At 62.0% G+C, this 25,988-nt stretch carries 18 protein-coding genes and 4 pseudogenes; 6 read left to right on the forward strand and 16 right to left on the reverse strand.

Annotated features, from left to right (window positions below):
* Nucleotides 1-917: 917 nt before the first annotated feature.
* The 5 genes and pseudogenes from ASD31_RS26555 to glmU all read right to left on the reverse strand — a co-directional run.
* Nucleotides 918-1,106: pseudogene (locus tag ASD31_RS26555) on the reverse strand (glutamine--fructose-6-phosphate aminotransferase); the annotation flags it as partial.
* Between the two features lies 1 nt (nt 1,107).
* Nucleotides 1,108-1,801: pseudogene (locus tag ASD31_RS26560) on the reverse strand (SIS domain-containing protein); the annotation flags it as partial.
* 1 nt (nt 1,802) lies between these two features.
* A pseudogene (locus ASD31_RS26565) lies at nt 1,803-2,264 on the reverse strand (SIS domain-containing protein); the annotation flags it as partial.
* 2 nt (nt 2,265-2,266) lie between these two features.
* Nucleotides 2,267-3,044, reverse strand: a pseudogene (locus ASD31_RS26570) (glutamine--fructose-6-phosphate aminotransferase); the annotation flags it as partial.
* A gap of 155 nt (nt 3,045-3,199) precedes the next feature.
* Nucleotides 3,200-4,558: a bifunctional UDP-N-acetylglucosamine diphosphorylase/glucosamine-1-phosphate N-acetyltransferase GlmU gene (glmU, locus tag ASD31_RS00550; RefSeq protein WP_056328101.1), complete on the reverse strand. Its 1,359-nt coding sequence runs from the start codon at nt 4,556-4,558 to the stop codon at nt 3,200-3,202.
* A gap of 178 nt (nt 4,559-4,736) precedes the next feature.
* Here glmU and ASD31_RS00555 point away from each other — a divergent pair, with 178 nt between their 5' ends.
* Entirely contained in the window at nt 4,737-6,485 is a 1,749-nt protein-coding gene (locus ASD31_RS00555; protein ID WP_056328103.1) for a hypothetical protein, read from the forward strand.
* On the opposite strand, the gene ASD31_RS00560 is transcribed toward ASD31_RS00555, so the two are convergent.
* Nucleotides 6,486-8,132: a Na/Pi cotransporter family protein gene (locus ASD31_RS00560; protein ID WP_056328105.1), complete on the reverse strand. Its 1,647-nt coding sequence runs from the start codon at nt 8,130-8,132 to the stop codon at nt 6,486-6,488. It lies immediately after the preceding gene.
* A gap of 375 nt (nt 8,133-8,507) precedes the next feature.
* On the opposite strand from ASD31_RS00560, the gene ASD31_RS00565 reads away from it, so the two are divergent.
* The 5 genes from ASD31_RS00565 to glp are packed head-to-tail and all read left to right on the forward strand — an operon-like array spanning nt 8,508 to nt 13,982.
* A complete protein-coding gene (locus ASD31_RS00565; RefSeq protein WP_056328107.1) occupies nt 8,508-10,403 on the forward strand; it encodes a peptidylprolyl isomerase in 1,896 nt (631 codons plus the stop codon).
* 15 nt (nt 10,404-10,418) lie between these two features.
* The gene (trpD, locus tag ASD31_RS00570) at nt 10,419-11,432 is read left to right on the forward strand and encodes an anthranilate phosphoribosyltransferase (RefSeq protein WP_056328108.1); all 1,014 of its coding nucleotides are present in this window, start codon (nt 10,419-10,421) and stop codon (nt 11,430-11,432) included.
* 11 nt (nt 11,433-11,443) lie between these two features.
* Nucleotides 11,444-12,262, forward strand: coding sequence for an indole-3-glycerol phosphate synthase TrpC (trpC, locus tag ASD31_RS00575; protein ID WP_056328110.1), 819 nt, complete (start codon nt 11,444-11,446; stop codon nt 12,260-12,262).
* A complete protein-coding gene (gene moaC / locus ASD31_RS00580) occupies nt 12,259-12,753 on the forward strand; it encodes a cyclic pyranopterin monophosphate synthase MoaC (RefSeq protein WP_056328112.1) in 495 nt (164 codons plus the stop codon). The genes trpC and moaC overlap by 4 nt, the downstream gene beginning before the upstream one ends.
* Nucleotides 12,753-13,982, forward strand: a complete 1,230-nt coding sequence (glp, locus tag ASD31_RS00585) for a gephyrin-like molybdotransferase Glp (RefSeq protein WP_056328114.1) — start codon at nt 12,753-12,755, stop codon at nt 13,980-13,982. Before moaC ends, glp begins: the two co-directional genes overlap by 1 nt.
* A 225-nt stretch (nt 13,983-14,207) precedes the next feature.
* Here the strand turns inward: glp and ASD31_RS00590 are convergent, their stop codons facing one another.
* The 10 genes from ASD31_RS00590 to ASD31_RS00635 form a co-directional block, all read right to left on the reverse strand.
* The gene (locus ASD31_RS00590; RefSeq protein WP_056328115.1) at nt 14,208-15,485 is read right to left on the reverse strand and encodes a hemolysin family protein; all 1,278 of its coding nucleotides are present in this window, start codon (nt 15,483-15,485) and stop codon (nt 14,208-14,210) included.
* A 183-nt stretch (nt 15,486-15,668) separates the two neighbouring features.
* On the reverse strand, nt 15,669-16,430 hold the full coding sequence (locus ASD31_RS00595; RefSeq protein WP_056328117.1) for a FadR/GntR family transcriptional regulator: 762 nt from the start codon (nt 16,428-16,430) through the stop codon (nt 15,669-15,671).
* 11 nt (nt 16,431-16,441) lie between these two features.
* Nucleotides 16,442-17,410 carry a galactofuranose ABC transporter, permease protein YjfF gene (yjfF, locus tag ASD31_RS00600; RefSeq protein WP_056328118.1) on the reverse strand — a complete coding sequence of 323 codons (969 nt, stop codon included), beginning with the start codon at nt 17,408-17,410 and terminating at the stop codon, nt 16,442-16,444.
* A complete protein-coding gene (locus ASD31_RS00605; protein WP_056328119.1) occupies nt 17,407-18,432 on the reverse strand; it encodes an ABC transporter permease in 1,026 nt (341 codons plus the stop codon). Before ASD31_RS00605 ends, yjfF begins: the two co-directional genes overlap by 4 nt.
* Nucleotides 18,429-19,952: a galactofuranose ABC transporter, ATP-binding protein YtfR gene (gene ytfR / locus ASD31_RS00610; protein WP_056328121.1), complete on the reverse strand. Its 1,524-nt coding sequence runs from the start codon at nt 19,950-19,952 to the stop codon at nt 18,429-18,431. The genes ASD31_RS00605 and ytfR overlap by 4 nt, the downstream gene beginning before the upstream one ends.
* Nucleotides 19,953-20,103: 151 nt before the next feature.
* On the reverse strand, nt 20,104-21,066 hold the full coding sequence (ytfQ, locus tag ASD31_RS00615) for a galactofuranose ABC transporter, galactofuranose-binding protein YtfQ (protein ID WP_056328123.1): 963 nt from the start codon (nt 21,064-21,066) through the stop codon (nt 20,104-20,106).
* A 163-nt stretch (nt 21,067-21,229) separates the two neighbouring features.
* On the reverse strand, nt 21,230-22,300 hold the full coding sequence (locus ASD31_RS00620) for a BMP family ABC transporter substrate-binding protein (protein WP_056328124.1): 1,071 nt from the start codon (nt 22,298-22,300) through the stop codon (nt 21,230-21,232).
* Between the two features lie 44 nt (nt 22,301-22,344).
* Complete coding sequence (locus ASD31_RS00625) at nt 22,345-23,265, reverse strand: ABC transporter permease (RefSeq protein ID WP_056328126.1); 921 nt, start codon at nt 23,263-23,265, stop codon at nt 22,345-22,347.
* Nucleotides 23,265-24,374 (reverse strand): ABC transporter permease, encoded by a 1,110-nt coding sequence (locus ASD31_RS00630; RefSeq protein ID WP_056328127.1) that lies wholly within the window; start codon nt 24,372-24,374, stop codon nt 23,265-23,267. The genes ASD31_RS00625 and ASD31_RS00630 overlap by 1 nt, the downstream gene beginning before the upstream one ends.
* Entirely contained in the window at nt 24,364-25,938 is a 1,575-nt protein-coding gene (locus ASD31_RS00635) for an ABC transporter ATP-binding protein (RefSeq protein ID WP_056328129.1), read from the reverse strand. The genes ASD31_RS00630 and ASD31_RS00635 overlap by 11 nt, the downstream gene beginning before the upstream one ends.
* Between the last annotated feature and the right edge of the window lie 50 nt (nt 25,939-25,988).

Below are 25,988 nucleotides of genomic sequence, written 5' to 3' on the forward strand. Positions count from 1 at the left end.
ACCGCTCCGGCAACAATATGCGCAATGTCGATTTTCCGGATATCGACCTGATCGTCCGCAATACGCTTGAAAACTATATGACGGTCTGAAATGGGGTGGGGCTGGGCCTACAGTGGTACACATCATCGAGAGTGTCTCACTACACGCGATTATTCTTGCAGGGCAATTTCCCGTCTGATTGAATCGAACACAGTTTTCAAAGTGAGATCGAACTAGTTCAACTGCCATACCGGGGTGCCGACAATTAGAGTGCGGCAAGATAGCTGTCCGCACGTCTATCATATCGGGTTGCCACCCCCATCTGTTTGATGCAATTAAAGTATCGCTCGACGAGGTTGCGCTAGCTATAGACTCAGCGGCCGAAGCTGTCTGCTTGTGGTTGCTCTTCGTTGGAATGTTTGCCAGGACTTGTGGTCTTTGGCGAATTTCCTGATGCCGTCAGTGTGATAGGCCCGGTCGCCTTCCGCATCAACGAGGGCATGGATCTTGATGGTCAGGCCGCCGCGGGAACGTCCCATGCGAAATCGGCAATCCCCTCCGTTTTTACTTTCGCGCCATGCAGTGAACGCGAACACAGGATGGATCGATCATCACGATGTCACCATCGTAGCATTTGAACTGCATCAGGAAGGCGATCCCACACCAGCTGCGCGCCGGCGAGCAGAACGATTATAATGCGTCGTGCGGCCATAGCGTTCGCGGAGACTTCGCAAGGATGAGCGAGCCCTGAACCGCCAAAGGATGCCGTTTATAACTCGACGATCATCAGTAAATTCGTCAACCGTGACTTAGCCCGACGTGTGCTTGGGGCTCAGAGGAAAAGTCACGGTGGACTTCCGAAGATGTCTTACTTCTTCTGCCACCCCGGCAAAGCCGGGGGAAATCTCATGTTGCTCGGGCTATCAAGCGACGAATGATCATTCCACCGTCACCGACTTGGCGAGATTGCGCGGCTGATCGACATCGGTGCCCATGAACACGGCCGTAAGATAGGCGAGCAACTGGAGCGGCAGCGAGAAGATCATCGGCGCGATGATCTCATCGACATTCGGAAGCACGATCGTGCTCATGGTTTCCAGTTTCGAGGCCGCCGCCCCCTTCTCGTCNCGGCAGCGAGAAGATCATCGGCGCGATGATCTCATCGACATTCGGAAGCACGATCGTGCTCATGGTTTCCAGTTTCGAGGCCGCCGCCCCCTTCTCGTCGGTGATGAAGATGATGCGGCCACCACGGGCGGCAACCTCCTGCATGTTCGACACCGTCTTTTCGAAGAACCGATCATGTGGCGCAATGACGATGACCGGCATGTTCTCGTCGATCAGCGCGATCGGCCCATGCTTGAGTTCGCCGGCGGCATAGCCTTCCGCATGGATATAGGAGATTTCCTTGAGCTTCAGCGCCCCTTCCATGGCGAGCGGATAGCTGGTGCCGCGGCCGAGATAGAGCACGTCCTTGCATTTCGACAATTCGCGCGACAGGCCTTCGATGGCCGGCTGGATGCTGTTGAGCACCTGGCCCATGATGCGCGGCATYTCGGCAAGGTGGCGGACGAGGGTCTTTTCCTCGTCGGCMGARACCGTTCCGCGTGCGCGTCCGGCGCCGATCGCAAGGGCTGCCAGTACAGAAAGCTGGCAGGTAAAGGCCTTGGTGGAGGCGACGCCGATTTCCGGGCCGGCCATGATCGGGAAGACCGCATCGGCTTCGCGGGCGATCGTCGATTCCCTGACATTGACGACGGCGCCGATCTTAAGGCCGTTTTCCTTGCAATAGCGCAGCGAGGCCAGCGTGTCGGCTGTCTCCNTCGCGGGCGATCGTCGATTCCCTGACATTGACGACGGCGCCGATCTTAAGGCCGTTTTCCTTGCAATAGCGCAGCGAGGCCAGCGTGTCGGCTGTCTCSCCGGACTGCGAGATGAACAGCGCCGCCGACTGCGCCGAGAGCGGGATTTCSCGATAGCGGAATTCGGAGGCRACATCGATCTCGACCGGCAGGCGGGCATAGCGTTCGAACCAGTATTTGCCGACCAGACCGGCCAGATAGGCGGTGCCACAGGCGGAAATCGCCAGACTGGGAACCTTGGCGAAATCGATGGTACTCGCCGCCGGATTGACCCGGTTCTCGATGAAATCGACATAGTGGCCGAGCGCGTGCGAAATCACTTCSGGCTGCTCGTAGATTTCCTTTTCCATGAAATGGCGATGATTGCCCTTGTCGACCATATAGGCGGCCGCGACCGAGACCTGACGCGGCCGTGAAACCGGCNGGCTGCTCGTAGATTTCCTTTTCCATGAAATGGCGATGATTGCCCTTGTCGACCATATAGGCGGCCGCGACCGAGACCTGACGCGGCCGTGAAACCGGCTTGCCGTCATGGTCGAGGATTTCGACGCCCTCGGCGCTCAGCACCGCCCAGTCGCCATCGATCAGATAAGTGATCTCGTTGGTGAAGGGCGACAGCGCGATGGCATCGGAACCGAGGAACATTTCCCCCTTGCCGAAGCCGACCGCCAGCGGCGGGCCGCTGCGCGCCGCCATGATCGTCCCCGGCGCGTCCTGAAAGATCACAGCAAGCGCATAGGCGCCGGTGACCCGCCGCAGCATCGCCTGCATGGCATCCCGCTGGCTTGCTCCATCGCGGATCAGCTTTGCCAGCAGCTGCGCCACCACTTCCGTATCGGTCTGCGACCGGAAGACGGCGCCGCCGGCAATCAGTTCGTCCTTCAATTCGGAAAAATTCTCGATAATGCCGTTATGGACCACGGCGATCCCGTCGGTGAAATGCGGATGGGCATTGTCTTCCGTCGGTGCGCCATGGGTCGCCCAGCGCGTATGGGCAATGCCGGTCCGGCCGGAAAGCGGCGCACCCCGCAGCTTGGTTTCCAGATTGACCAGCTTGCCTTCTGCGCGGCGGCGGTCGAGCACACCCTCATGGATCGTCGCCACCCCGGCGGAATCATAGCCGCGATATTCAAGCCGTTTCAGCGCATCGACGAGCCGTTCGGAGACGGGCTGATTTCCAACGATACCGACGATGCCGCACATATTTAAAACTTCTCCGCAATTGACTTTCTGCCGGCGCCGCCCGTCCGCGCCCGCCAACATCCTATTTCAGGTGACGCTTTGGTACTGGATTCCGGAAAATGCGCAATCGGCCCAAACTCACTTTCGGTTTCAGGTTTTAACCGACGCCGGGCCTGCTACTTGTTCTGTCTCTTTGCCTTTTCCGCCTGATAGCGTTCGCGCAGGAGTTTCGCCCGTCCTGGCTTTATCTCCTGGCGCGCGCGGCCGAAGGCCACCGCATCTTCGGGAACGTCCTCGGTGACGACGCTGCCGGAGGCGACCAGCGCACCGTCGCCGATGCTGACGGGCGCCACCAGCGCGCTGTTGGAGCCGATGAAGACATTGGCGCCGATTTGGGTCACGTGCTTGTTGACGCCATCATAGTTGCAGGTGATCGTGCCCGCGCCGATATTGGTCCTGGCGCCGATGAAGGCGTCGCCGATATAGGTGAGATGATTGACCTTGGCGCCAGCGCCGATCTCGGCCTTCTTCACCTCGCAAAAATTGCCGACCTTCGCATCGGCGCCCAGATTGGCGCCCGGACGCAGCCGTGCATAGGGGCCGACAGCCGCGCCGGCACCCACATGGGCGCCTTCGAGATGGGAGAAGGCGTGAATGACCGCGCCGCTTTCGATGGTGACGCCGGGACCGAAGACCACATTCGGCTCGATCGTCACATCCGGGTCGATCCTGGTGTCATAGGCAAGAAATACCGTTTCCGGGGCGATCATCGAGACGCCGGACACCATCATCTCGTGGCGGCGGCGTTTTTGCCAGATCGCCTCGATCGCCGCCAGTTCGGCGCGATTATTGCAACCGGTCAGTTCCGTTTCCGGCGCCTCGACGGCGATCGCCTTGCCGCCGGCCGCGCGCGCGATCTCGACGATATCGGTGAGATAATATTCGCCCTTTGCATTGGCATTGCCGATCCGGCCGAGCAGATCCAGCGCTTTCGCGCCGTTGATGGCCATCAGGCCGCCGTTGCAATAGCTGATCTTCCGCTCGTCCTCGGAGGCGTCCTTCTCCTCACGGATTGCCAGGAGTGCGCCGTTCTCGATGATCAGCCGGCCATAGCCCGTGGGATCGGCGGTCCTGAAGCCGATGACGACGACGTCATTGCCGTCCGCCAGCCCCCGTCGCGCGGCCATCAGCGGCGCAGCCGTAATCAGCGGCGTATCGCCGAAGACGACGAGAATATCGTCATACCCCCTGGCGATCGCCTCCCTGGCGGCAAGCACCGCGTGGCCCGTGCCAAGGCGCTCCGTCTGGACGAAGGCGGAACCATCGATATCGTCGCGGCGGGCAGCCGCCGTCACCGCATCCGCGTCGCGGCCGACCACCAGCGCCACCGATGAGATCGAGGCCCCGACCAGCGATTCCACCACATGGGCGATCATCGGCCTGCCGGCAACCGGATGCAGGACCTTCGACCTGGAGGATTTCATCCGGGTGCTTTCCCCCGCGGCAAGGACGACCGCCATGCATGTGCGCTTCATTCATCTTCTCCCGTCCGGCCCGAATCTGCCCGTTACATAGCAGGAAGATCCGGTGAGGAACATAAGCCGGGAACGCGCGAAAACGGGCGTCCCGCCACGTTAACTCCGATAAAACCCGATCATGTCATAAACACGGAAGGATTGTATCGAGCGGCTCCGCTCGCTGGGATGATAGAGAATGCAGCTTTCGACGGATACAGTACCTCCCGCCAGGCTCACCGGCTTTTTCGCGAGACTCGCCCGCCAGCCCCTCATCGTGCTTGCCATCGTTTTTGCCTGCCTGCCGCTGGCACTGGCGACAACGCTCACCATGCCGATCGGCCCGATGTATTGGGATCACTATATCTATCTCGACGCGGCCAATCGGATTGCCGATGGACAGATCCCGTCCATCCACTTCTTCGCGCCCGTCGGCGCGCTCGGCTATTATCTGTTTGCCGCCTGGCTCTATCTGTTTCCGGATGGCCATCCGCTCCTCCTGGCAAGCTGGTCGCTGATGACGGTGACCGTGCCGCTGATGGCGCTCGTCCTTCTTGACGTGCAGAAACGATCCGTCGCTACGGCTTACGCCCTGCTGCTGCCATTCCTGTTCTTCTCGCTGCTGCCGTTCAATACCGGCGAATTCTATCCCTATCCGGGCTCGCACGGCTTTGCGATCTACAATCGCCAGGTCAGCCAATTGCTCTATGTGCTGGCCGCCGCACTTGTTTTCGTGCGCGGCTGGAAAATGCTAGCGGCGATCACCACCCTCGCCATGCTCGCCCTGACATTCGTGAAGGTCACCGGGCTGGTGGCGGGCGGGCTGCTGTGCCTGACGGCATTCCTCGCCGGGCGCCTGCGCTTCCATGCGGCGTTCCTCGCAGGCCTGCTTTTCCTGGCCGCCTGCGGCGTGATCGAATTGTGGTCGGGGCTGGTTTCGGCCTATGCGGGCGATATCCTCTCGCTTCTGGAAATCAACGATTCCAGCCTGTTGCCGCGGCTTCTGCAGGCAGCCTCGCTCAATTTTGGCATGGTGCTCGCCTGCTTTCTCCTTGCACTGGTCCTGCTTGCGCAGGGTTATCCGGTATTGCGCGGGGCATTGCGTGCCTTTGCCGCCCAGCCCGGGCGCCGTGCATTCACGGACATCCTGGACCAGCCGTTTTTCTGGCTGGCAGGTTTCCTCGCCGCCGGCCTGATCTTCGAGAGCCAGAACACCGGCAGCCAGGCCTTCATCTTCCTGTGGCCGCTACTGCTGGCCATTCTTGCGGCAAGTTACAGGCAGGCCAATTCCACGCGCTTTGCCGTCGTCGCCGTGCTGGTGCTGGCCGCCGCGCTGCCGCTCGCCGTCACCGTCGCGCAAAAATCCTCCCGCGCCTGGATTGGCACCTTGAACAATATCCCGCTCGCGCATCAGCATCTCAAGAGCATGGGTGCGGTGAGCGCGCGCGAGGCCTTCCTGACGCGGGCGCAGCGCCTTCGGGAAAACTATATCGACTACCGGGATGCCTATGAGGCGATCGCCGATGCCGGCGAACTTCCGTCCTTCCTGCTCACCAGCGACTATGATTTCCAGGCTCTGTGGCTGCAGAGTGCCGACCAGGCGGTTTCGGCCGTTCTTGCCTATGAGGCAGCCAACGACATCCGCTTCGAGACGATCATGTCGATCGATTTCACCAGTCCTTTCGCCTGGCTGATGGATCGCCATGCGCCGGAACATATCGCCATCGGCGCCGACCCGACCCGCTCCGTTCCGGCTGCCGACCAAAGCGTCATCGATGCGGTCAGCGCCGTCGATATCGCGCTCTACCCCACCTGCCCGCCGACGCTTGGCCGGTTGAAGCTCTTGGAACTCTACGAGCCGATCCTTGAGGCTGGCCACACCCGCATCACACTGACGCCGTGCTACGACGCGTTCCTGCGCAAGGCGCTTCTCGCCAAGGAGGCCTGATTACCGCGGCATCCTCAGCCGGCTTTCCGTCAGAAGCCCGCTTTCATCAAGGATGGGATGGGCGACGGAGACGATGTGCGCATTGATGCGCTTGAGATCGCGCAGGATATCGAGATGCAGCGAACTCGTCTGCAGGCTGTCGGTGCGGCCATCCCGCAGCCTTTCCAGGTGCCGCTCCGACGATTGCTTCTCCATGCGCCGCACATCGACCTTGACCTCCATCAGATGGCGGGCGAGATCGGCATCGCGGGTGACGAAGATGGTCTGGGCGACACGGAGATTGTCGATGGTCAGGTTGAACATCGAGGTCAGTTCCTGATAGCCGTCCTCGGAGAATTTAAGACCATTGTCGATCTTCTTCTTGACCTGCACGATCAGGCTCTTTTCGATGATATCGCCCATATGCTCCAGATTGATGGCATAGTCGATGATGACGATGGAGCGCCGGCCGTCCTCGTCGCTCAGGCCGGCGCGCCCGAGCCGAGACAGATAGAGCTTCACCTCCTGCTGCAGGGTATCCACCTGCTTTTCGAATTTTCCGACATCGCGCAGTTCGGAAAGATCGTTGCGCTCGAAGGCGTTCATCGTGCCGATCAGCATGGCCTCGATCAGGTCACCGACGCGCAGGACCTCCCGCGTGGCGCCGGAAAGGGCGATGATCGGCGTGGCAAGGGCACGGTCGTCGAGATGGAGCGGGCCGGCTTCCGCCTTCGGGTCGTCGGGGATAAGGCGGCGCATCATGTCCGACAGCAGCGAGGAGAACGGCCAAGCCAGGATGGCGAGCGCAACGTTGAACAGGAGGTGGATGTCGACCGGCAGTTTGTCGGGGGCAAGCGGCAGGGTCTGGAGAAATTCGGCAACCATCGGCGCGGCCGGCAAGGCGATGGCACAACCGATGGCGCGAACGAGGAGATTGCCGGCGGTCACGCGCCGGGCCGACGCCGAGGCGGACAGCGTCGCCATGACCGGCGGTATCGCGCCGCCGAGATTGGCGCCCAGCACGAGCGCGATGGTCAGCCCCGATGACAGGATCCCGGTGGTCGAAAGCGACAGGATGAGGACGACCACCGCCAGGCTCGACGAAGAGGCGAATGCCAGTACCGCGGCAAAGATCAGGGCGACCGGCCAGGCGCTGTCGAGCATGCCGATGAATGCGGTGAGCGCCGGCGATTGCCGCATCGGCTCCGTTGCAAGCCCAAGAAGGTGCAGCGAGAGCAGCATCAGCCCGATCCCCACCAGCGCGGTGCCGGCCCCCTGCTTGGCGCTCGACCGCGCCGCCCGGTGCAGCACGACGCCGGCGAGGATGAGGAGCGGCGACAGCCAGCCGATGCCGGCCGCGACGATCCAGGCGGTGACGGCGGTTCCGACATTCGCCCCCAGGAGCACGATCTGCGCCATGCGCGCCCGCACCAGACCGCGTTCGACGAAGGCCGTGATCATCAACGCCGTCGCCGTGGAGCTCTGCAGGGCCACGGTTGCAACGAAGCCGGCGAGGAACGACCGGACCGGTCCCTTCGTGCCCTGCGCCAGGCCCGTCCTCAGCCGGATGCCGAAGGCCCGCGTCGCCCCCTCCTTGACTTGCGACAGGCCGAACAACAACAAAGCCACGGACCCGAACAGATTGACCATGACGACAATGGATTCCACGACTGTACTCCGGTTTCCGGGCCTCTTCGCACGGCACATGCGACTCGGCCGACTAGTCTACCAACGTTAGCATGTCCGAACATGCGATGAGGTGCAAAGGGCGGGGAATGTCACAGGTTTTTCGGTTGCCGGCTAACAAAGTCCGGCATTGCATGGCCCCGAAGGGATATAGGGCATGCCAGCGCAAACGCCACACCGGGGCGGAGCCGAACCGTAGCGTAAGATATTTCACAGCGGCCGGCTGTCCGGCATGAGCAAGCCGCTTCTCCCTGATAATTTGCATCGCTGAACACTTCAATTCGCCGGCGGTTTGCTCTAAGGAACGAAATCGATTGCCGCCCGGCGGCCCTGAATTACGACGAGGAATGCCCACTCATGCTTGAATTCCTGCGAAGAGCCTCCCAGACCTGGGCTGTCAAAGGGCTGATGGCCCTTCTTGTTCTTTCCTTCGGTGTCTGGGGTGTATCGACATCGCTGGTACCGGGCGCGGCTGATGCGGTCGTCACGGTTGGCGACGTCAAGGTGTCACCGGGCGATTTCCGCCTCGCTTACGAACGGCAGCTTGCTCAGCTTTCCCGCCAGTTCGGCACGCGCCTCAGCCGCGAACAGGCCAAGGCATTCGGGGTGGAGGCGCAGGTCTATTCGCAGCTCGTCGCCGGCGCGACCCTCGACCAATTGTCCGAGGATATGAATCTCGGGCTTTCACAGGACCGGCTGGCAACGCTGATCAGCGAAGACCCGGCCTTTCACGGCGTCAACGGCCAGTTCGATCGCCTGACCTTCTCCAGCGTGCTGCGCAATGCCGGCTTGCGTGAACAGGATTATATCAACAATCGCAGCCAGGTTGCCGTGCGCTCGCAGATCGTCGAGGCTTTGTCAGATGGCTATGAGCCGCCGAAGATTCTGGGTGACGCGCTTCGCCAATACCGCAACGAGACGCGCAGCATCGATTATCTGCTCCTGTCCAATGCCAATGTCGATCCGGTCAAGGCGCCGTCCGACGACATGCTCGCCCCCTGGTTCGAAAGCCACAAGGTCGAATATCGCGCTCCGGAATTCCGCAAGGTCAGCTATGTGAAGCTGGAACCAGCCGATATCGCCGATCCCGCCTCGGTCACCGAGGAGGAAATCCGCGCCGAATACGAGAAGCGCAAGGACAATTTCCGCACGGCTGAAACCCGCACCGTCGAGCAACTCTCGTTCCCGTCGCGTCAGGAAGCCGACGAAGCGGCGGCCAAGCTTGCGACAGGCACGAGCTTCGACACATTGGTCACCGCCTCCGGCAAGACAGCCGGCGATGTCCTGCTGGGTGATTTCACCCGCGACCGGATGCCCGATGCCAAGATCGCCGACGCGGTTTTTGCAGCGCCGGCGGACGGCCGGACGACGCCGGTGGTGGATGGTGCCTTCGGCCCCGTCATCCTGCGCGTTACCAATATTAAGCCGGAAACCGTCCGCAGTTTCGACGAGGTCAAGGAAGAGCTGCGCACCGAGCTTGCCCTTTCCAATGCCGCCAACGAGGTCATGGCCGTCCATGACAAATTCGAGGAAGCCCGCCTTTCGGGCGCGACCATGCAGGAAGCAGCCAGCCAGACGAACCTCAAGCTGGTGGTGCTCGACGCCGTGGATGCGCGCGGAAACGATGCGGATGGCGAGGAAATCGCTGGCATCCCCGAGGCAAAGAGCCTGCTGGAGGAAGCCTTCAAGGCGGATGCCGGCGCAGAAACCCTGCCCGTCAATCTCGGCCGCGACGGCTATGTCTGGTTCGATGTCGAGGAGATTACCCCGGCACGCGACCGGACGCTGGAAGAAGCCCGTGAAAGGGTCGTCGCCGACTGGACGGCCGAGCAGCAACGCACGCAACTGGCAGCCAAGGCGACCGAACTGAAGGCGCGCCTGGAAAAAGGCGAAACCCTGGCGGCCATTGCCACCGAGCTCGGCATCGCCGTCGAAACCAAGACCGGGCTTCGCCGTGGTGCGGAAGATGCGGCGCTGAGCCCGGCGGCTGTCGCCGCGGCCTTTTCCGGACCGAACGAACTGGTTGCCAACGCCCCCGGCGTCGGCGGCGAAGGGCAAATTCTGCTGAAGGTCACCGCGGTCGACGACAGCAATCCCGGCGATGTGCTTGACAATGACGCGCGGCAGATCGACGCCATGGCAGAGGCAAGCGGCGACGATATTCTCGACCAGATGGTCAGCGAGTTGCAGAAGGGCTACGGTGTTTCGATCAACCAGCAGCTCGCCGAACTGGCGCTGACGCAGCAGCGGTAAAGTAAAGGGAAACGCATGCCGGATCTGAAGCCTTTCGTCGCCAAGGTCGCTGCTGGCGAGGCGCTCAACCGCCAGGATGCCCGATCCGCATTCGAAATCATCATGTCCGGCGAGGCGACACCGTCGCAGATCGGCGGCTTCCTGATGGCGCTTCGGGTGCGCGGCGAGACGGTGGACGAGATCGTCGGCGCCGTCGGCGCCATGCGGGCCCGCATGCTCACCGTCGAGGCGCCTGCCGATGCCGTCGATATCGTCGGGACCGGCGGGGATGGTGCCGGGACCTATAATATTTCGACGCTGGCCGCCCTGATCGTCTCCGGTGCCGGCGTTCCCGTCGCCAAGCATGGCAATCGCGCGCTCAGTTCGAAATCGGGAACCGCCGACGCGCTTTCCTGTCTCGGCGTCAAGCTCGATATCGGTCCCGACGCGATTTCGCGCTGTATCCGCGAGGCAGGCCTCGGCTTCATGTTCGCCCAGCAGCACCATTCGGCCATGCGTCATGTCGGCCCTACGCGCGTCGAGCTCGGCACCCGGACGATCTTCAACCTGCTCGGCCCCCTGTCCAATCCCGCCGGCGTCACCCGTCAGCTTGTCGGCGTCTTTGCACCGCACTGGCTCGTGCCGGTGGCCGAGGTACTGCGCGATCTCGGCTCGAAGAGCGTTTGGGTCGTCTATGGCGACGGTCTCGACGAGATCACCACGACCGGCGTGACGCAGGTTGCGGCGCTCGAGAATGGCGAGATCCGGACATTCGAGCTGACGCCCGGTGATTTCGGCCTGGAAACGGTTTCGCTCAGTGATTTGAAGGGTGGCGACGGGGCGCATAATGCGGTTGCGTTGAAGGGCGTTCTCGAAGGGGCGGCAACGCCCTATCGCGACATCTCCCTTGCCAATGCCGCTGCCTCGCTGCTGATTGCGGGGCGTGCCGGCGATCTTGCCGAGGGCATGGCGCTCGCCCGCCAGTCGCTTGCAACCGGCGCGGCGAACGCCACGCTGGAACGGCTTGTCCTGGCCTCGAACGCAGCCTAGGGAATGATGCTATGGCCGATATTCTGCAGAAGATCGAATTCTACAAACGGCAGGAAATCGCCGCGGCAAAGGCCAGTGTCAGCCTTGCCGAACTGAAGGCCATGGCGGCCGACCAGGAAGCCCCGCGGGGGTTCCACAAGGCGCTCAAGACCCGACAGGCGACAGGCGATTTCGGACTGATCGCCGAGATCAAGAAGGCCAGCCCTTCCAAAGGGTTGATCCGCGCCGATTTCGACCCGCCCGTTCTGGCCGAAGCTTACGAGGCTGGCGGCGCGGCCTGTCTTTCGGTCCTGACGGATGGTCCGAGCTTTCAAGGCTCGCCGGAATTCCTGACCGCAGCCCGAAATGCCTGCGCGCTTCCGGCGCTCCGCAAGGATTTCATGTTCGACACCTACCAGATTCACGAAGCCCGCGCCTGGGGCGCCGATTGCATCCTGCTGATCATGGCATCACTGCATACCGACGATGCCCGCCGCCTCGAGGAGGAAGCCTTTTCCCTCGGCATGGACGTGCTTGTCGAAGTGCATGACGAGGAGGAACTGGAGCGGGCGCTGAAGCTTGCCTCGCCGCTTCTCGGCATCAACAACCGCAACCTGAAGACCTTCGAGGTCGATATCGCCCTTTCGGAGAAACTGGCGCCATTGGTTCCAGCCGAACGACTGCTGGTCGGCGAAAGCGGCATTTTCAGCCATCAGGATTGCGCACGCCTGGCGAAATGCGGCATCACCACCTTTCTCGTCGGCGAAAGCCTGATGCGGCAGGACGATGTCGCCGCCGCGACCCGCATGCTTCTAGCCGGCTCTGCCGATACCCCGGCCGGCCGTCAATGAGTGGCCCCACCCTCACCCATATCGGTGCTGGCGGCGAGGCCAACATGGTCGATGTCGGCGACAAGCAGGAAACCGTCCGCATCGCCGTTGCCGAGGGCCATGTACGAATGACGCCGGAAACGCTGGCGCTCATCCTCGAAGGCAATGCCAAAAAGGGCGATGTCATCGCCACCGCCCGGCTTGCCGGCATCATGGCGGCCAAGCAGACGTCCAGTCTCATTCCGCTTTGCCATCCGCTGATGCTCTCCAAGGTTTCGGTCGATATCACCGCCGATGAAAACCTGCCCGGACTGAGGGTCGAGGCGATGGCCAAGCTTACCGGCCGCACCGGCGTCGAGATGGAAGCATTGACAGCCGTCAGCATTGCCTGCCTGACCATCTATGACATGGCCAAGGCCGCCGATCGCGAGATGGAGATCGGTGGCGTCAGGCTTTGCCAGAAGTCCGGCGGAGGCTCCGGCGACTATCGGCGCTTGGAACAGAAGGATTGATGGTCTTGTTGGCGGTCCACGAAGCACAGCAAAGGCTGCTGGCCAACGCCTCGCCGATCAGCCGGGCGCAGATGCTCGACCTGCATGAGGCCATGGGCCGCGTCCTTGCCGAGGACCTTGCCGCAAGACTCACCCATCCCGCTTTCGACAATTCCGCCATGGACGGCTATGCCGGGCGTCACGCCGATCTCGCCCATATCGGGGCGGAACTGTCGGTGATCGGACAGTCCGCGGCCGGTCATGGATTTTCCGGATCTGTCGGCCCCGGAGAAGTGGTGCGTATCTTCACCGGCGCTCCGGTCCCAGCGGGTGCCGATACCGTGCTCATCCAGGAAGATGCGGAAATCCTCGACCGAGGCCGGATCCGCACGCGCTTCGCGCCTGCCAAGGGTCGCCATATTCGCCCGACGGGACAGGACTTCACCGTCGGAGGCATGGTCCTGCAGCGCGGCAGCGTCCTTGATGCGGGGCGGTTGACAGTCGCAGCCGGCATGAACCATGCCGGTGTACCGGTCTATGAGCGGCCCAAAGTGGCAATCCTTGCGACCGGCGACGAATTGCTGGTGCCCGGCAGTCTTCCGGGCCCGGACCAGATCATCGCCTCCAATACATACGGCGTCGCGGCCCTGGCGCGTGAAAACGGCGCCGAAATCATCGATCTCGGCATAGTCCGCGATGACAGTGCAGCCATCGCAGCGGCCGTAGCGAAAGCGCGAGCCGCCGGCGCCGATGTCCTCGTGACGCTTGGCGGCGCCTCGGTCGGCGATCACGACCTCGTCCAGCCGACGCTTCTCGCCTGCGGCATGACGCTCGATTTCTGGCGGATCGCCATGCGGCCGGGCAAACCCCTGATGGTTGGCAGGCTCGGAGGCATGCACGTCCTCGGTCTGCCGGGAAATCCCGTTTCCAGTCTTGTCTGCGCCCTGCTCTTCCTCGAGCCGCTTGCCCGCCGCCTCGCTTGCCTGCCGCCACGCGACAGAAGCGCCCGGGCGATTGCAGCAGAAACCCTGCCCGCAAACGACAAGAGACAGGACTATGTGCGCGCCCGGCTGACCATGGACAGCGCCGGCACAATGGCCGCACATCCGTTTCAGCGACAGGATTCCTCGATGATGCAGGTCTTCGCGCAGGCCGACTGCCTGATCGTGCGACAGCCCCATGCCGTGGAGACGAAGGCCGGCGATCTTTGCGAAATCATGGTCCTGCGCCAGCCCGTCCCTGCGCCGTGATATCCATCAACCGGACAGAGCCGGCGCGGATTGAAATGCGATACGGGAACTTCACCGGTGAATTAAAAACGAAGCTCGATCGTCACGGGATCGACACGTTAAGGCTTTATTAACCAAATAAAGGAATAATTCGTCGCAGTTGGTCTGACTACGGATGTACTAGCAGATCATACGCAAGGCGAATTGAGGAAAGGTCGGGTCTGTCCCGGCCTTTTTGTTTGAGCGCTAGAACGGCAGGCGCGAAACCAGGATCTTGTCGATCCGCCGGCCGTCCATGTCGATCACCTCGAAACGATATCCATAGGCTTCCGTCACATCGCCCTCCTCCGGGTTCTTGCGCAATTGCTGCACGAGGAAGCCAGAGATGGTTTCGTAATTGCCGTCCGAATCGATTTCATCGATGCCGATCGTCAGATGGATCTCGTCGATCGGCGTGCGGCCATCGACCAGATAGGAGCCGTCCTCCCTGAGACGGATCAGCGTATGCTCGATGTCGTCGTAGTTGGAGGGCAGGATGCCGACGATCGCCTCAAGAATATCGGCGATGGTGATGATGCCTTCGATGCTGCCATATTCATCGACGATCATCGCCATGTTGATATGGGAGGATTTGAACGCTTCAAGCGCTTTCAGGCAGGACGCCGTCTCCGGCAGCGTATGGATGTCCTTGACGAAATTGCGGACCTGGAAGCCCGCCCGACCCGGCGCGTTGAGGATTTCCTTGATCTGCACCGCGCCCAGCACCTCGCCGTTCGCATCCATCACCGGATAGCGGGAATGGTCCGACTGCTCGACCTTGGCACGGATGGTTTCGAGCGTGTCGTTGACGTCGATGAAACTGACCTCGGTCCGATGCGTCATGATCGATTTGACGTTCCGGTCTCCGAGCCGGATGATTCGCCGCAGCATCTCATGTTCGGATTTCTCGATCGCGCCGCTCTCGACGCCCTCGGCCATGATTGCCTGGACCTCTTCCTCGGTCACCTGGTCGCCATCGCCCGTCACGCCGAACAGCCGCATGAACAGCGAGGCCGACATTTCGAACAGATAGACGATCGGGGAAGCAAGGCGCGACAAAAAGGACATCGGCCCGGCGACGAACATTGCCACGCCTTCGGAATTCTTCAGCGCCAACTGCTTGGGAATAAGCTCGCCGATCACCACCGACAGATAGGTGATCAGGGTGACGACGACCGCGACGGCGACCGTGCTGCCATAAGGATTGATCCACTCGATCGTGTCGAGCGTCGGCGCAATCTTGGCGGCGATCGTGGCACCGCCATAGGCGCCGGCAAGCGTTCCCACGAGCGTGATGCCAACCTGGACGGTCGAGAGGAATTTGCCGGGATCCTCGGCAAGGCGCAACGCCAGTTCGGCCCGGCTGTTACCCTGCTTGGCCATCTGCCGAAGCAGGGGCCGACTGGCTGAGACGATTGCCATTTCCGAAAGCGCAAAAAATGCGTTGATCAACAAAAGCACGAAAATGACGATCAGTTCGGACATAACCCTCGGACACCGTTGGTGGGACACGCATCCGGAATGACGCGCGTCAGCTGTAGCCCTATCAAGTAGGCGGAACAGGTCATGGCAGCAAGGCAGCAAGCGCCGATTTACTGTATTTTTCGATATCCGACTGTATCGAAAGGGAAAAGCCGGATGATTCGACAGTGAAGACGGCGGTGGCCGTCAGCCAAGCGGTGGCGTTCGCACGGTTTCCGAAAGCGCGACGCGAACCCGCTCGCGCCCGACGCGGATGACATTTTCCATCGCAGCCCGCGCCGCCGGCACATCGCGCCGGCTGATCTCTTCAACGATACGCATATGCGAACGGGCCACATCGTCGATGCGCTCGCGCCCCGAAGCCGGCGAACTGAGCTTGAAAATGCCGACCAGCGCCGCCTCGATCAGGCTGCCGACAGTGCGCATGAAGGGATTGCCGGAAGCCTCCACCACCGCCAGATGGAAGCGCAGATCGGCTACGGCCAATGTCTCGGCCGTATGCTCGGGATCGCCCATGGCAACCGCAAGCCGCATCATGCCGCTGATTTCCGCTTCCGTCGCATGGGTCGCGGCAAGCCCCGCCGCATGCGGTTCGAAGGCCAGCCGGATTTCGCTCAGATGAAGCAGGAATTCCTCGTCCACGCCGCCCTGGAAATGCCATGTCAGCACATCGCTGTCGAACAGGTTCCACTGGTTCTTGTCGGTGACCCGCGTGCCGATGCGGGCGCGTGGCACGATCAGGCCTTTCGCGGCCAATGTCTTCATGGCTTCGCGCAGGACGGTGCGCGAAACCTTGAAGCGCGCCGCCAGTTCCAGGTCCCCCGGCAGGATGGTGCCGACCGGGAATTCGCCTCCAACAATGGCCTTGCCCATTTCGTCGACCACCTGCGCATGGCTCGTGCGCGTATTGGCGCCGGTAATGACGGTTTGAAGCAGACCCTTACGCAAGCCATTCTCCCTCAGGCATAATTTCCGCGCCGATGCGACAGGAACAGGATGGCCTTCTGCATCAGTATGAACGCAAACAGCAAGGCACCGATCAGGATTTTCGTCCACCAGCTCGATAGCGAACCATCGAAGGTGATGTAGGTCTGGATCAGCCCCTGGATCAACACGCCGACCAGTGTGCCGCCGATAAATCCGGCGCCGCCTGTCAGGAGCGTTCCCCCGATCACCACCGCGGCGATCGCATCCAGTTCGACCCCGACCGTTGCGAGCGAATATCCTGCCGATGTGTAGAGGGAATAAACGATTCCGGAAAGCCCGGCGAGAAAACCGGAAAGCCCGTAGATCATCACCGTCGTACGCCCGACCGGAACCCCCATCAGCGCCGAAGTTTGGCCACCGCCACCAAGGGCATAGACATTGGTGCCGAACCGGGTTCGCTGGGCAATGAGGATGCCGACCGCGAAGACCACGAGCATCAGCCCGCCGATCAGCGTAATCCGGCCGCCGCCCGGCAGCTTGTAATAGAAACTCTTCAGCGTCGCATAGAACGGATGCTTGATCGGGATGCTGTCGATCGACAGAACGAAAGCCATGCCACGCGCCAGGAACATTCCGGCCAGCGTGACGATGAAGGCCGGCATTTCCAGATAATGGATGATGGCTCCCATGACCGCGCCGAACAATGTGGTGATGAGAAGCACCAGCACGAAGGCAGCAAGCGGGTGGATCGCGGTGTTTTCCAGCATGACCGCGAGGAATATCCCGGCAAAGGCGATGACCGATCCGATCGACAGGTCGATGCCGCCCGACAGGATGACGAAGGTCATGCCAACCGCGGCAATGCCGAGAAAGGCGTTGTCGGTGAGAAGATTGCCGATCACCCGGGTCGACAGGATATTGGGATATTGCAACGCGCAGAGCGCATAGGAAACGACGAAGATGACGATGGTGGCGATCAGCGGGAGATATTTCTGATTCATCGGACAGGCTGCTCCACGCCATCCGTGCGGACGGGTTTTCGGCTGAAAAAGGTAACGCCCGCCTGCACGCGCGGCGACTGGATGACGAGGATGACGACGATGATCCCCGCCTTGATGATCAGGTTGAATTCCGGCGGGAACCCGGATGACAGGATACCGGTATTGACCGCCTGGATGATCATGGCGCCGATCAGCGAGGCGATGATGCTGAACCGTCCGCCAAGCAGCGAGGTGCCGCCGATGACGACGGCGAGGATGGCATCCAGTTCCAGCCACAGGCCGGCATTGTTGGCATCGGCACCGCGGATATCGGCCGTCACGATCAGGCCGGCAATGGCGGCGCAGAGGCCCGACAGCATATAGGCAGCCATCAGCAACAGCGGCGTGCGGATACCTGCGAGCGTGCTGGCGCGGCGATTGATGCCGACGGCTTCGATCAGCAGCCCCAGTGCCGTTCGCCGCACGATGACCGCAACGGCGATCCCGAAGATGAGCCAGGTGACGACGGGCATGGGCAGGCCGAGCAAGGCGCCGCTGCCGACGAAGGCAAGGCCCGGGTCGTTGAAGGTGAGGATCGCCCCTTCCGTGACCAGTTGCGCGATGCCGCGCCCGGCCACCATCAGCACCAGTGTCGCGATGATCGGCTGGATATTGAGGACCGACACCAGAAAGCCGTTCCAGACCCCGCAGGCAAGGCCGGTGCCCAGCGCCAGCAGCAGGGTCACGGCCAGCGGGTCTCCCCTGACGCTGGAAGCGGCGGCGACAGCGCCACAGATGGCCATGACCGCGCCGACGGAAAGATCGATGCCCTTGGTCGCGATCACCACCGTCATGCCGACGGCAAGAAGGGCCACGGGCGCACCGCGGTTAAGGATATCCACCAGGCTACCATAAAGCCTGCCATTCTGGATTTCGAGCGAGAAGAAATCCGGGAAGACCAGGCGGATCAGAAGCAGGATCAAGGCCAGCGCCACGAATTGGGGAAACAGACGGCGGCCAAGCCGCTTGGCATTGTCGATCATTGCATCCCTCCGGCGGCATTTGCCGCGGCAATGGCGTTGACGATATGCCCGGTGGTGATCTCGCTGCCGGTGAGCTCGGCGACATGGGCCCGATCCCTCAGCACGATGATCCGCGAACTATAGGCGACAAGCTCCTCCAGTTCCGACGAAATGACCAGAAGCGACATGCCCTGCCGGCAAAGGTCCTCGATCAGGCGAATGATTTCGGCATGGGCGCCGACATCGATGCCGCGGGTCGGTTCGTCGAGAATGAGGAAACTCGGATTGGTCGCCAGCCAGCGGGCGAGAATGGCTTTCTGCTGGTTGCCGCCGGACAGGAGCCGGATCGGCTTCTCGCGGTCGCTGGTGCGAATATCCAGCGCCTTGATGTAGCGGTCGGCCAGTTCGTTCTGCTCGGCGGTGGAAAGCGGCCGCGCCCAGCCGCGCCGCGCCTGCAAGGCAAGGGCGATGTTCTCGCGGACCGACAGCTCACCGATGATGCCGTCGAGCTTGCGGTCTTCCGGGCAGAAGCCGAACCCCTCGGCCACGGCCGCGCGCGGCGACGAGAGATCGACCGGCTTGCCGTCGATCTCCGCCGTGCCGCTATCGGCCCTGTGGACACCGAAGAGAAGTTCCGCCGTTTCCGTGCGGCCCGAGCCGAGCAGCCCGGCGACGCCGACGACCTCGCCCTTTCGGATCTCGAGATCGAAGGGCTTGACCCTCCCGGCCTTGCCGTAGTTCGAAAACCGGTAACGCACAGGTCCGCTGTCGATGATATCCGCGCCAACGGCCTTTTCCGCCGATTGCAATTCATGGCCGAGCATCATGGTCACCAGGTCTCGGCGCGGCAGCGATCGGGTGTCGCGGGTGCCGACCAGCTGACCATTGCGCAGCACGGTGATGCGGTCCGACAGATCATAGACCTGCTCGAGAAAATGGGTGATGAAGACGATGCCCAGACCCTTCGATTTCAGATCGCGGACAATGCGGAACAGCATCTCGACTTCTTGCGCGTCGAGGCTGGCCGTGGGTTCGTCGAGAACCAGGACCTTGCCCGAGAGATCGACGGCGCGGGCGATCGCCACCACCTGCTGGATGGCGACGGAATAGCTTTCCAGCGCCGCGGACACATTGATGTCGATGCCGTATTGCGAAAGCAGCGCTTCGGCGCGCTTCTTCATCTCGCCGGTGCGCAGAAGGCCGAAGCGACGCGGTTGGCGGCCGAGGAACAGGTTTTCGGCAACACTGAGATTGCCGAGGAGATTGACCTCCTGGTAGACCGTACCGATGCCGAGCGCCTGCGCGTCGAGCGTATCACGCGGGTCGATCTCGCTGCCGGAGAGCGTCAACGTGCCGGCGTCGCGACGATAGGCGCCGGTCATGCATTTGATCAATGTCGATTTGCCGGCGCCGTTTTCACCCAGCAGTGCATGAACCTCGCCGCGGCGCAGTGAAAAATCCACATGATCGAGCGCGATGGCGCCCGGAAAGGTCTTTACGATGCCGCTGGCAACGAGGATGTCGTCGGAGGTATGTTTCATAGATCGGCTTCCCGAGGAAACGGAGGTTGCCCAAGGCCATGGATCATATCGGCTGCCACGCCGGAGCGCGCAGGCGATGCTGCCGGCATCGTGGCGAGGCACTTTTTAGCCCAAGGGCCGAAAAGGTGACAGCTGCGATGCCGGCAACCGATCAGTAGCCGAGGCCCTTCTTTTCCTCATAGACCTTCTGCGGATCGTCAGCCTGGGTGTAAAGCTTCGATTCCGTCTGGATCCACTTGGGCGGCGCGGTGCCGTCCTTCAGGAAAACATCGAGCGCATCGAGCGCCGGACCGGCCATGTTCGGGGTCAGTTCGACGGTGGCATTTGCCTCGCCGGCCGCCATCGCCTGGAAGATGTCCGGAACCGCATCGATCGAGACGACGAGGATATCGGTGCCCGGCTTCAGGCCGGCTTCCTTGATCGCCTGGATAGCGCCGACGGCCATGTCGTCATTGTGAGCGTAGAGCGCGCAGATGTCCTTGCCGCCGCCTTCCGCCTTCAGGAAGCTTTCCATGACTTCCTTGCCCTTGGTGCGGGTGAAGTCGCCGGTCTGGCTGCGAACGATCTTCAGATTGTCATGACCCTTCAGCGCCTCCTCGAAGCCCTTCTTGCGGTCGATGGCCGGCGAAGAACCGGTTGTTCCCTGAAGCTCGACGACACTGCAGGGCTTGCCGGCAACGGTATCGACCAGCCATTTGCCGGCGACGTTGCCCTCGTGCACGAGATCGGAGGTGACCGCCGTCAGATAGAGATCGTCCTTCGAATCGACCGTGCGGTCGAGCAAGATGACCGGGATCTCGGCATCCTTCGCTTCCGTGAGGACATCGTCCCAGCCGGTGGCGACAACCGGCGCGATCAGGATGGCATCGACACCCTGGGCAATGAAGGAACGCAGGGCCTTGATCTGGTTTTCCTGCTTCTGCTGGGCATCGGCGAATTTCAGGTCGATGCCGCGCTTTTCTGCTTCCTGCTTGGTGAGCGTCGTTTCGGCGGCGCGCCAGCCGGATTCCGAACCGATCTGCGAAAAGCCGATCGTCAGGTCTGCGGCAGAGGCCTGGCCGAACATGCAGGCAGCCAACACCGTGGCACTGGCCAGTGCGATTTTGATTTTCATGTAATCCTCCCAAAGAAAACTGCTCCTCAGCAGTCGATGTAAAAAATCATACTATATTACTTATGTAAACAGGCCGGCGCGGGTTTAGGCAAATTTCTTGATCGGAATCAAAAAGAGGCAACCTTGCGGCCGCCCCCCTGGAATGCATCGAAGCCGATGACGGTTATTGCGGCAGCTTGTCGTCGACGCCTTCGACGTAGAAATTCATGCCGAGCAGGGTCGCATCGTCGGAGCTTTCACCCGCCTTCAGCCATTCCGAACCATCCTGCTTGTTCAGCGGGCCGGTGAAGGGCTTCAACTCGCCCGATTCGATCTTGGCCTGGGTGGCTTCCGCCATCGCCTTCACGTCATCGGGCATGTTGGTGTAAGGCGCCATTGTCAGGATGCCGTCCTTGAGACCGTCCCAGCTCGACATGGTTTCCCATTTGCCGTCGAGGAAGGCCTGCGTGCGCTTGATATAATAGGCGCCCCAGGTATCGACGATGGCGGTCAGCTGCGTTTCCGGGCCGGCCTTGATCATGTCGGACGCCTGGCCGAAGGCCTTGATGCCACGCTCGGCGGCTACCTGCATCGGCGCGGTCGTGTCGGTGTGCTGGGTCAGGACATCGACCCCCTGGTCGATCAGCGCCTTGGCGGCATCCGCTTCCTTGCCCGGGTCAAACCAGGTGTTTGCCCATACGACCTTGATCTTGAAATCCGGATTGACCGAACGCGCACCGGTGACGAAGGCGTTGATGCCCATCACCACTTCGGGGATCGGGAAGGAGGCGATGTATCCGGCAACACCCTTTTCCGAAATCTTCGCGGCGATCTGACCCTGGATATAGCGGCCTTCGTAGAAGCGGCTGTTGTAGGTGGCAAGGTTCGGTGCCGTCTTGTAGCCGGTCGCGTGCTCGAATTTCACATCAGGGAATTTCGAGGCAATCTTGACGGTCGCGTCCATGAAGCCGAACGAGGTCGTGAAGATCAGGCCGCAGCCGGAGCGTGCGAGGCGCTCGATGGCGCGTTCGGCATCCGGCCCTTCCGGCACATTTTCGAGAAACTGCGTCTCGATCTTGTCACCGAGCGACTTTTCGAGTTCGAGGCGACCGATATCATGCGCCTGCGTCCAGCCGCCATCGGTCTTCGAGCCGACATAGATGAAGCAGACCTTTGCCTTGTCGGCGGCGCTGGCGGCGGCCGAGAAGCCGATCACCGCCGCCGTCGTGGCGAGAGCGAGAAGAAGTTTTTTCATTTTTGACCCCTGTAGGTTTGAGAGACGTGCAGTGTTGTTCTTGTTCACCGGTCGGGCACGAAGGGCTTGCCCAGGGCTGCCGGCGTGTTGATCAGCGTCGTGCGACGATTATGCGAGATCAGGATAAGTACAGCGATTGTCGCCAGATAGGGAAGAGCGGAAAGGAATTGCGAGGGAATTCCGATGCCGAAGGCCTGGGCATGCAACTGGCTGATCGAAACGGCGCCGAAGAGATAGCCGCCGGCAACGAGGCGCCACGGGCGCCATGAGGCGAAAACCACCAGCGCCAGCGCGATCCAGCCGCGCCCGGCCGTCATGTTCTCGACCCATTGCGGCGTGTAGACGAGCGAGAGTTGCGCGCCGGCAAGCCCGGCACAGGCGCCGCCGAACATGACGGCGAGATAACGCGTGCGGATCACATTGATGCCGAGCGCATGGGCCGATGAATGGCTGTCGCCGACCGAACGCAGCTTCAACCCGGCCCGGCTCCTGAACAGGAACCACTGGACGCCGACGACAAGCGCGATCGACAGGTAGAAGATCAGGTCCTGCTGGAACAGAAGCCGGCCGAGGACGGGAATATCGGCAAGCAGCGGAAAAACGATCTGCGGCAGCTTGATGCCCGGCTGGCCGACATAGGCTTCGCCGATCATGCCGGATACGCCGAGGCCAAGGATCGTCATGGCAAGACCGGTCGCCACCTGGTTGGCGACCAGCGACAATGTCAGGAAGCCGAACAGCAGCGAGAACAGGGCGCCCGAGGCAATGCCGGCAAGAATGCCGATATAGGGCGAACCGGTGACCTGCGTCGCCACGAAGGCGCAGGCAGCACCCATCACCATCATGCCCTCGACGCCGAGATTAAGAACGCCGGAGCGCTCGGTAACGAGTTCGCCGAGCGCGGCGATGACGACCGGCGTCGCCGCGGTGATGACGGTGAGGAGGATGGCCTCGAAGATACCCATCAGCGCGCTCCATCCGTTGTGGCGGCAGCTGTGGCGCTGCCTGCCAACTTCGATGCGACAAGCCTGATCCTGTAATGAATGAGCGTGTCGCACGAGAGCACGAAGAACAGCAGGAGCCCCTGGAAGACGCGGGTCACCTTGTCCGAGATCTCGAGCGAGACCTGCACCGCCTCGCCGCCGAGATAGGTCAGCGCCAGAACGAGGCCGGCGACGACGATGCCGAGCGGGTTCAGCCGTCCGAGAAAGGCGACGATGATCGCGGTAAAGCCGTAGCCGGGCGAGATCACCGGGCGCAATTGCTGCATCGCGCCGCTCACTTCGGAAATGCCGGCAAGGCCCGCCAGCGCGCCGGAAAGTAGCATGGAGAACCAGATCATCTTGCGCGACGAAAAGCCGGCAAACCGCCCTGCCCGCTCCGATTGACCGAGCACGGTGATCTCGAAGCCCTTCAGCGTGTAGCGCATCATGAACCAGATCAGGATCGCGGCGAGGATCGCAAAGCCGAAACCCCAATGGGTGCGACCGGATGCGATCATTTCCGGCAAGATGGCGGACGCCTCGAAGGTCCGGGTCTCGGGAAAGTTCAAGCCGCCCGGATTGCGCCACGGCCCGCGCACCAGCCAGTCGAGAAAAAGCTGCGCGACATAGACGAGCATCAGGCTGGTGAGGATTTCGTTGGTGTTCAGATGCGCCTTCAGAAAGGCCGGGATGCCGGCGAACAGCGCCCCGCCGAGCATGCCAAAAAGCATCATCAGCGGCAGCACAAAGGGCGAATTCCACTCATGGAACATCACCGGCAAAATCGAACCGGCAATCGCACCCATGATGAACTGGCCCTCGGCGCCGATATTCCAGTTGTTCGAGCGGTAGCAGACCGAAAGCCCGACCGCGATCAGGATCAGCGGCGCCGCCTTGACCGCCAGTTCGTGCAGCGACCAGACTTCCATCAGCGGCTCGACGAAGAAGCCGTAGAGCGCCGCCACCGGGTTCTTGCCGAGCATCATGAACATGACGGCGCCGCAGACGAGCGTCAACAGAAGCGCGATGAAAGGCGACAGGATCGAAAAGAGCCTGGAAACGTCAGGCCGTTTTTCCAGTTCAATGCGCATGCGCCGTCTCCGCCGTTTCGCTTTTGCCAGGCATGCCACCCATCAACAGGCCGATCTTCTCGCGCGACAATTCGCCGGCCGGATAGATATCCGAAAGCCTGCCTTCGCTGATGACGGCAATCTCTGTCGCCACCTCGAAAATCTCATCGAGGTCCTGGCTGATGACGAGGACGGCGGATCCGGACTTCGCCAGATCGACCAGCGCCTGGCGGATACGGCTGGCAGCGCCCGCATCGACGCCCCAGGTCGGCTGATTGACGACCAGCACCGTCGGCTGGCGATCCAATTCACGCCCGACGATGAACTTTTGCAGATTGCCGCCCGAAAGCGAGCCGGCCGGCGGATTGTCGCCACTCTTGCGCACATCCATCGCCGCCGCGATGCGCTTTGCCGCCATCTTCACCGCGTCCTGCCGGATGATGCCGAGAAAGCCGCCGCCGAGAAAGGCGCGACGGTCGGACTGGCTGCGGGCCAGCACGAGATTGTCGGAGAGGGACAGGGCTGACACGGCCGCGTGACCATGGCGCTCCTCCGGCACGAAGCCGGCCCCCATCAGCCGGCGGGCATTGATGCCGCGCGTGCCGACGGGCTTGTCGGCAATGCGGATGACATCGTCGCCAGGTGCCTGACACTCGCCGGACAGCGCATCGAAGAGTTCGCCCTGGCCATTGCCGGCGACACCGGCGATCGCCAGCACTTCGCCGGCATGGACCTTCAAGGAGATGTCTTTCAGCGAAACCGCAAAGGGTGTCCGCGCAGGTGCCGACAAATGGCGTGTTTCCAGCTTTATCGCGCCCTTGGCATTGGTTCCTTCCGCGCTCACATGCGCCACGTCGCTGCCGACCATCATGCGGGCCAGCGAGGCGGGCGTCTCCTGGCGCGGATCGCAAGTTCCGGTGACGACGCCATGGCGAAGCACGGTCGCGCGGTCGCAGATGCGCTGCACCTCTTCCAGCCGATGGCTGATATAGAGGACCGAGCGGCCCTCGGCCTTCAGCTTTGCCAGCGTCTCGAACAGCCGGTCGGCCTCCTGCGGCGTCAGCACCGAGGTCGGCTCATCGAGAATGATCAGTTTCGGGTTCTGCAAGAGGGCACGGACGATTTCGATGCGCTGGCGTTCGCCGACGGACAGATCGGCCACATGCGCATTCGGGTCGAGCGGCAGGCCATAGGCATAGGACAGGGCCGAGGCCTGCGCGGCGATCTTCGCAAGCGAATGTCCGGGTTCCATCGACAGGGCGATATTCTCCGCGACCGTCAGCGCCTCGAACAGCGAAAAATGCTGGAAGACCATGCCGATCCCGAGTCTGCGGGCAGCACTGGGGCTCGCAATCCGGACCGGCCGGCCCTGCCACAGGATTTCGCCGCTGGTGGGCGCAAGCACCCCGAACAGCATCTTGACGAGGGTCGACTTGCCGGCGCCGTTTTCGCCGAGCAGAGCATGAATTTCGCCCGGCCGGATATCCAGATCGATGGACTTGCAGGCGGCGAACGTGCCGAACAATTTCGTCAGTCGGCCAACGGCCAGCAACGGACCATTGGCGGTTTCTCCCTCAGCCGACACGCTGTCCTCTTTCCCCAGTCTTGCTGCGCCCCGCCCTTCTGGGCCATTCT

It is taken from the genome of Rhizobium sp. Root482 (assembly GCF_001426565.1).
Taxonomy (GTDB): domain Bacteria; phylum Pseudomonadota; class Alphaproteobacteria; order Rhizobiales; family Rhizobiaceae; genus Pararhizobium.

Coding starts and splice junctions, on each gene's coding strand:
- trpD (WP_056328108.1), top strand. CDS start 10,419: ATGCCGGATCTGAAGCCTTTCGTCGCCAAGGTCGCTGCTGGCGAGGCG.
- yjfF (WP_056328118.1), bottom strand. CDS start 17,410: ATGAATCAGAAATATCTCCCGCTGATCGCCACCATCGTCATCTTCGTC.
- trpC (WP_056328110.1), top strand. CDS start 11,444: ATGGCCGATATTCTGCAGAAGATCGAATTCTACAAACGGCAGGAAATC.
- glp (WP_056328114.1), top strand. CDS start 12,753: ATGGTCTTGTTGGCGGTCCACGAAGCACAGCAAAGGCTGCTGGCCAAC.
- ASD31_RS00555 (WP_056328103.1), top strand. CDS start 4,737: ATGCAGCTTTCGACGGATACAGTACCTCCCGCCAGGCTCACCGGCTTT.
- ASD31_RS00605 (WP_056328119.1), bottom strand. CDS start 18,432: ATGATCGACAATGCCAAGCGGCTTGGCCGCCGTCTGTTTCCCCAATTC.
- ASD31_RS00630 (WP_056328127.1), bottom strand. CDS start 24,374: ATGCGCATTGAACTGGAAAAACGGCCTGACGTTTCCAGGCTCTTTTCG.
- ASD31_RS00625 (WP_056328126.1), bottom strand. CDS start 23,265: ATGGGTATCTTCGAGGCCATCCTCCTCACCGTCATCACCGCGGCGACG.
- ytfQ (WP_056328123.1), bottom strand. CDS start 21,066: ATGAAAATCAAAATCGCACTGGCCAGTGCCACGGTGTTGGCTGCCTGC.
- ASD31_RS00565 (WP_056328107.1), top strand. CDS start 8,508: ATGCTTGAATTCCTGCGAAGAGCCTCCCAGACCTGGGCTGTCAAAGGG.
- ytfR (WP_056328121.1), bottom strand. CDS start 19,952: ATGAAACATACCTCCGACGACATCCTCGTTGCCAGCGGCATCGTAAAG.
- moaC (WP_056328112.1), top strand. CDS start 12,259: ATGAGTGGCCCCACCCTCACCCATATCGGTGCTGGCGGCGAGGCCAAC.
- ASD31_RS00620 (WP_056328124.1), bottom strand. CDS start 22,300: ATGAAAAAACTTCTTCTCGCTCTCGCCACGACGGCGGCGGTGATCGGC.
- ASD31_RS00590 (WP_056328115.1), bottom strand. CDS start 15,485: ATGTCCGAACTGATCGTCATTTTCGTGCTTTTGTTGATCAACGCATTT.
- glmU (WP_056328101.1), bottom strand. CDS start 4,558: ATGAAGCGCACATGCATGGCGGTCGTCCTTGCCGCGGGGGAAAGCACC.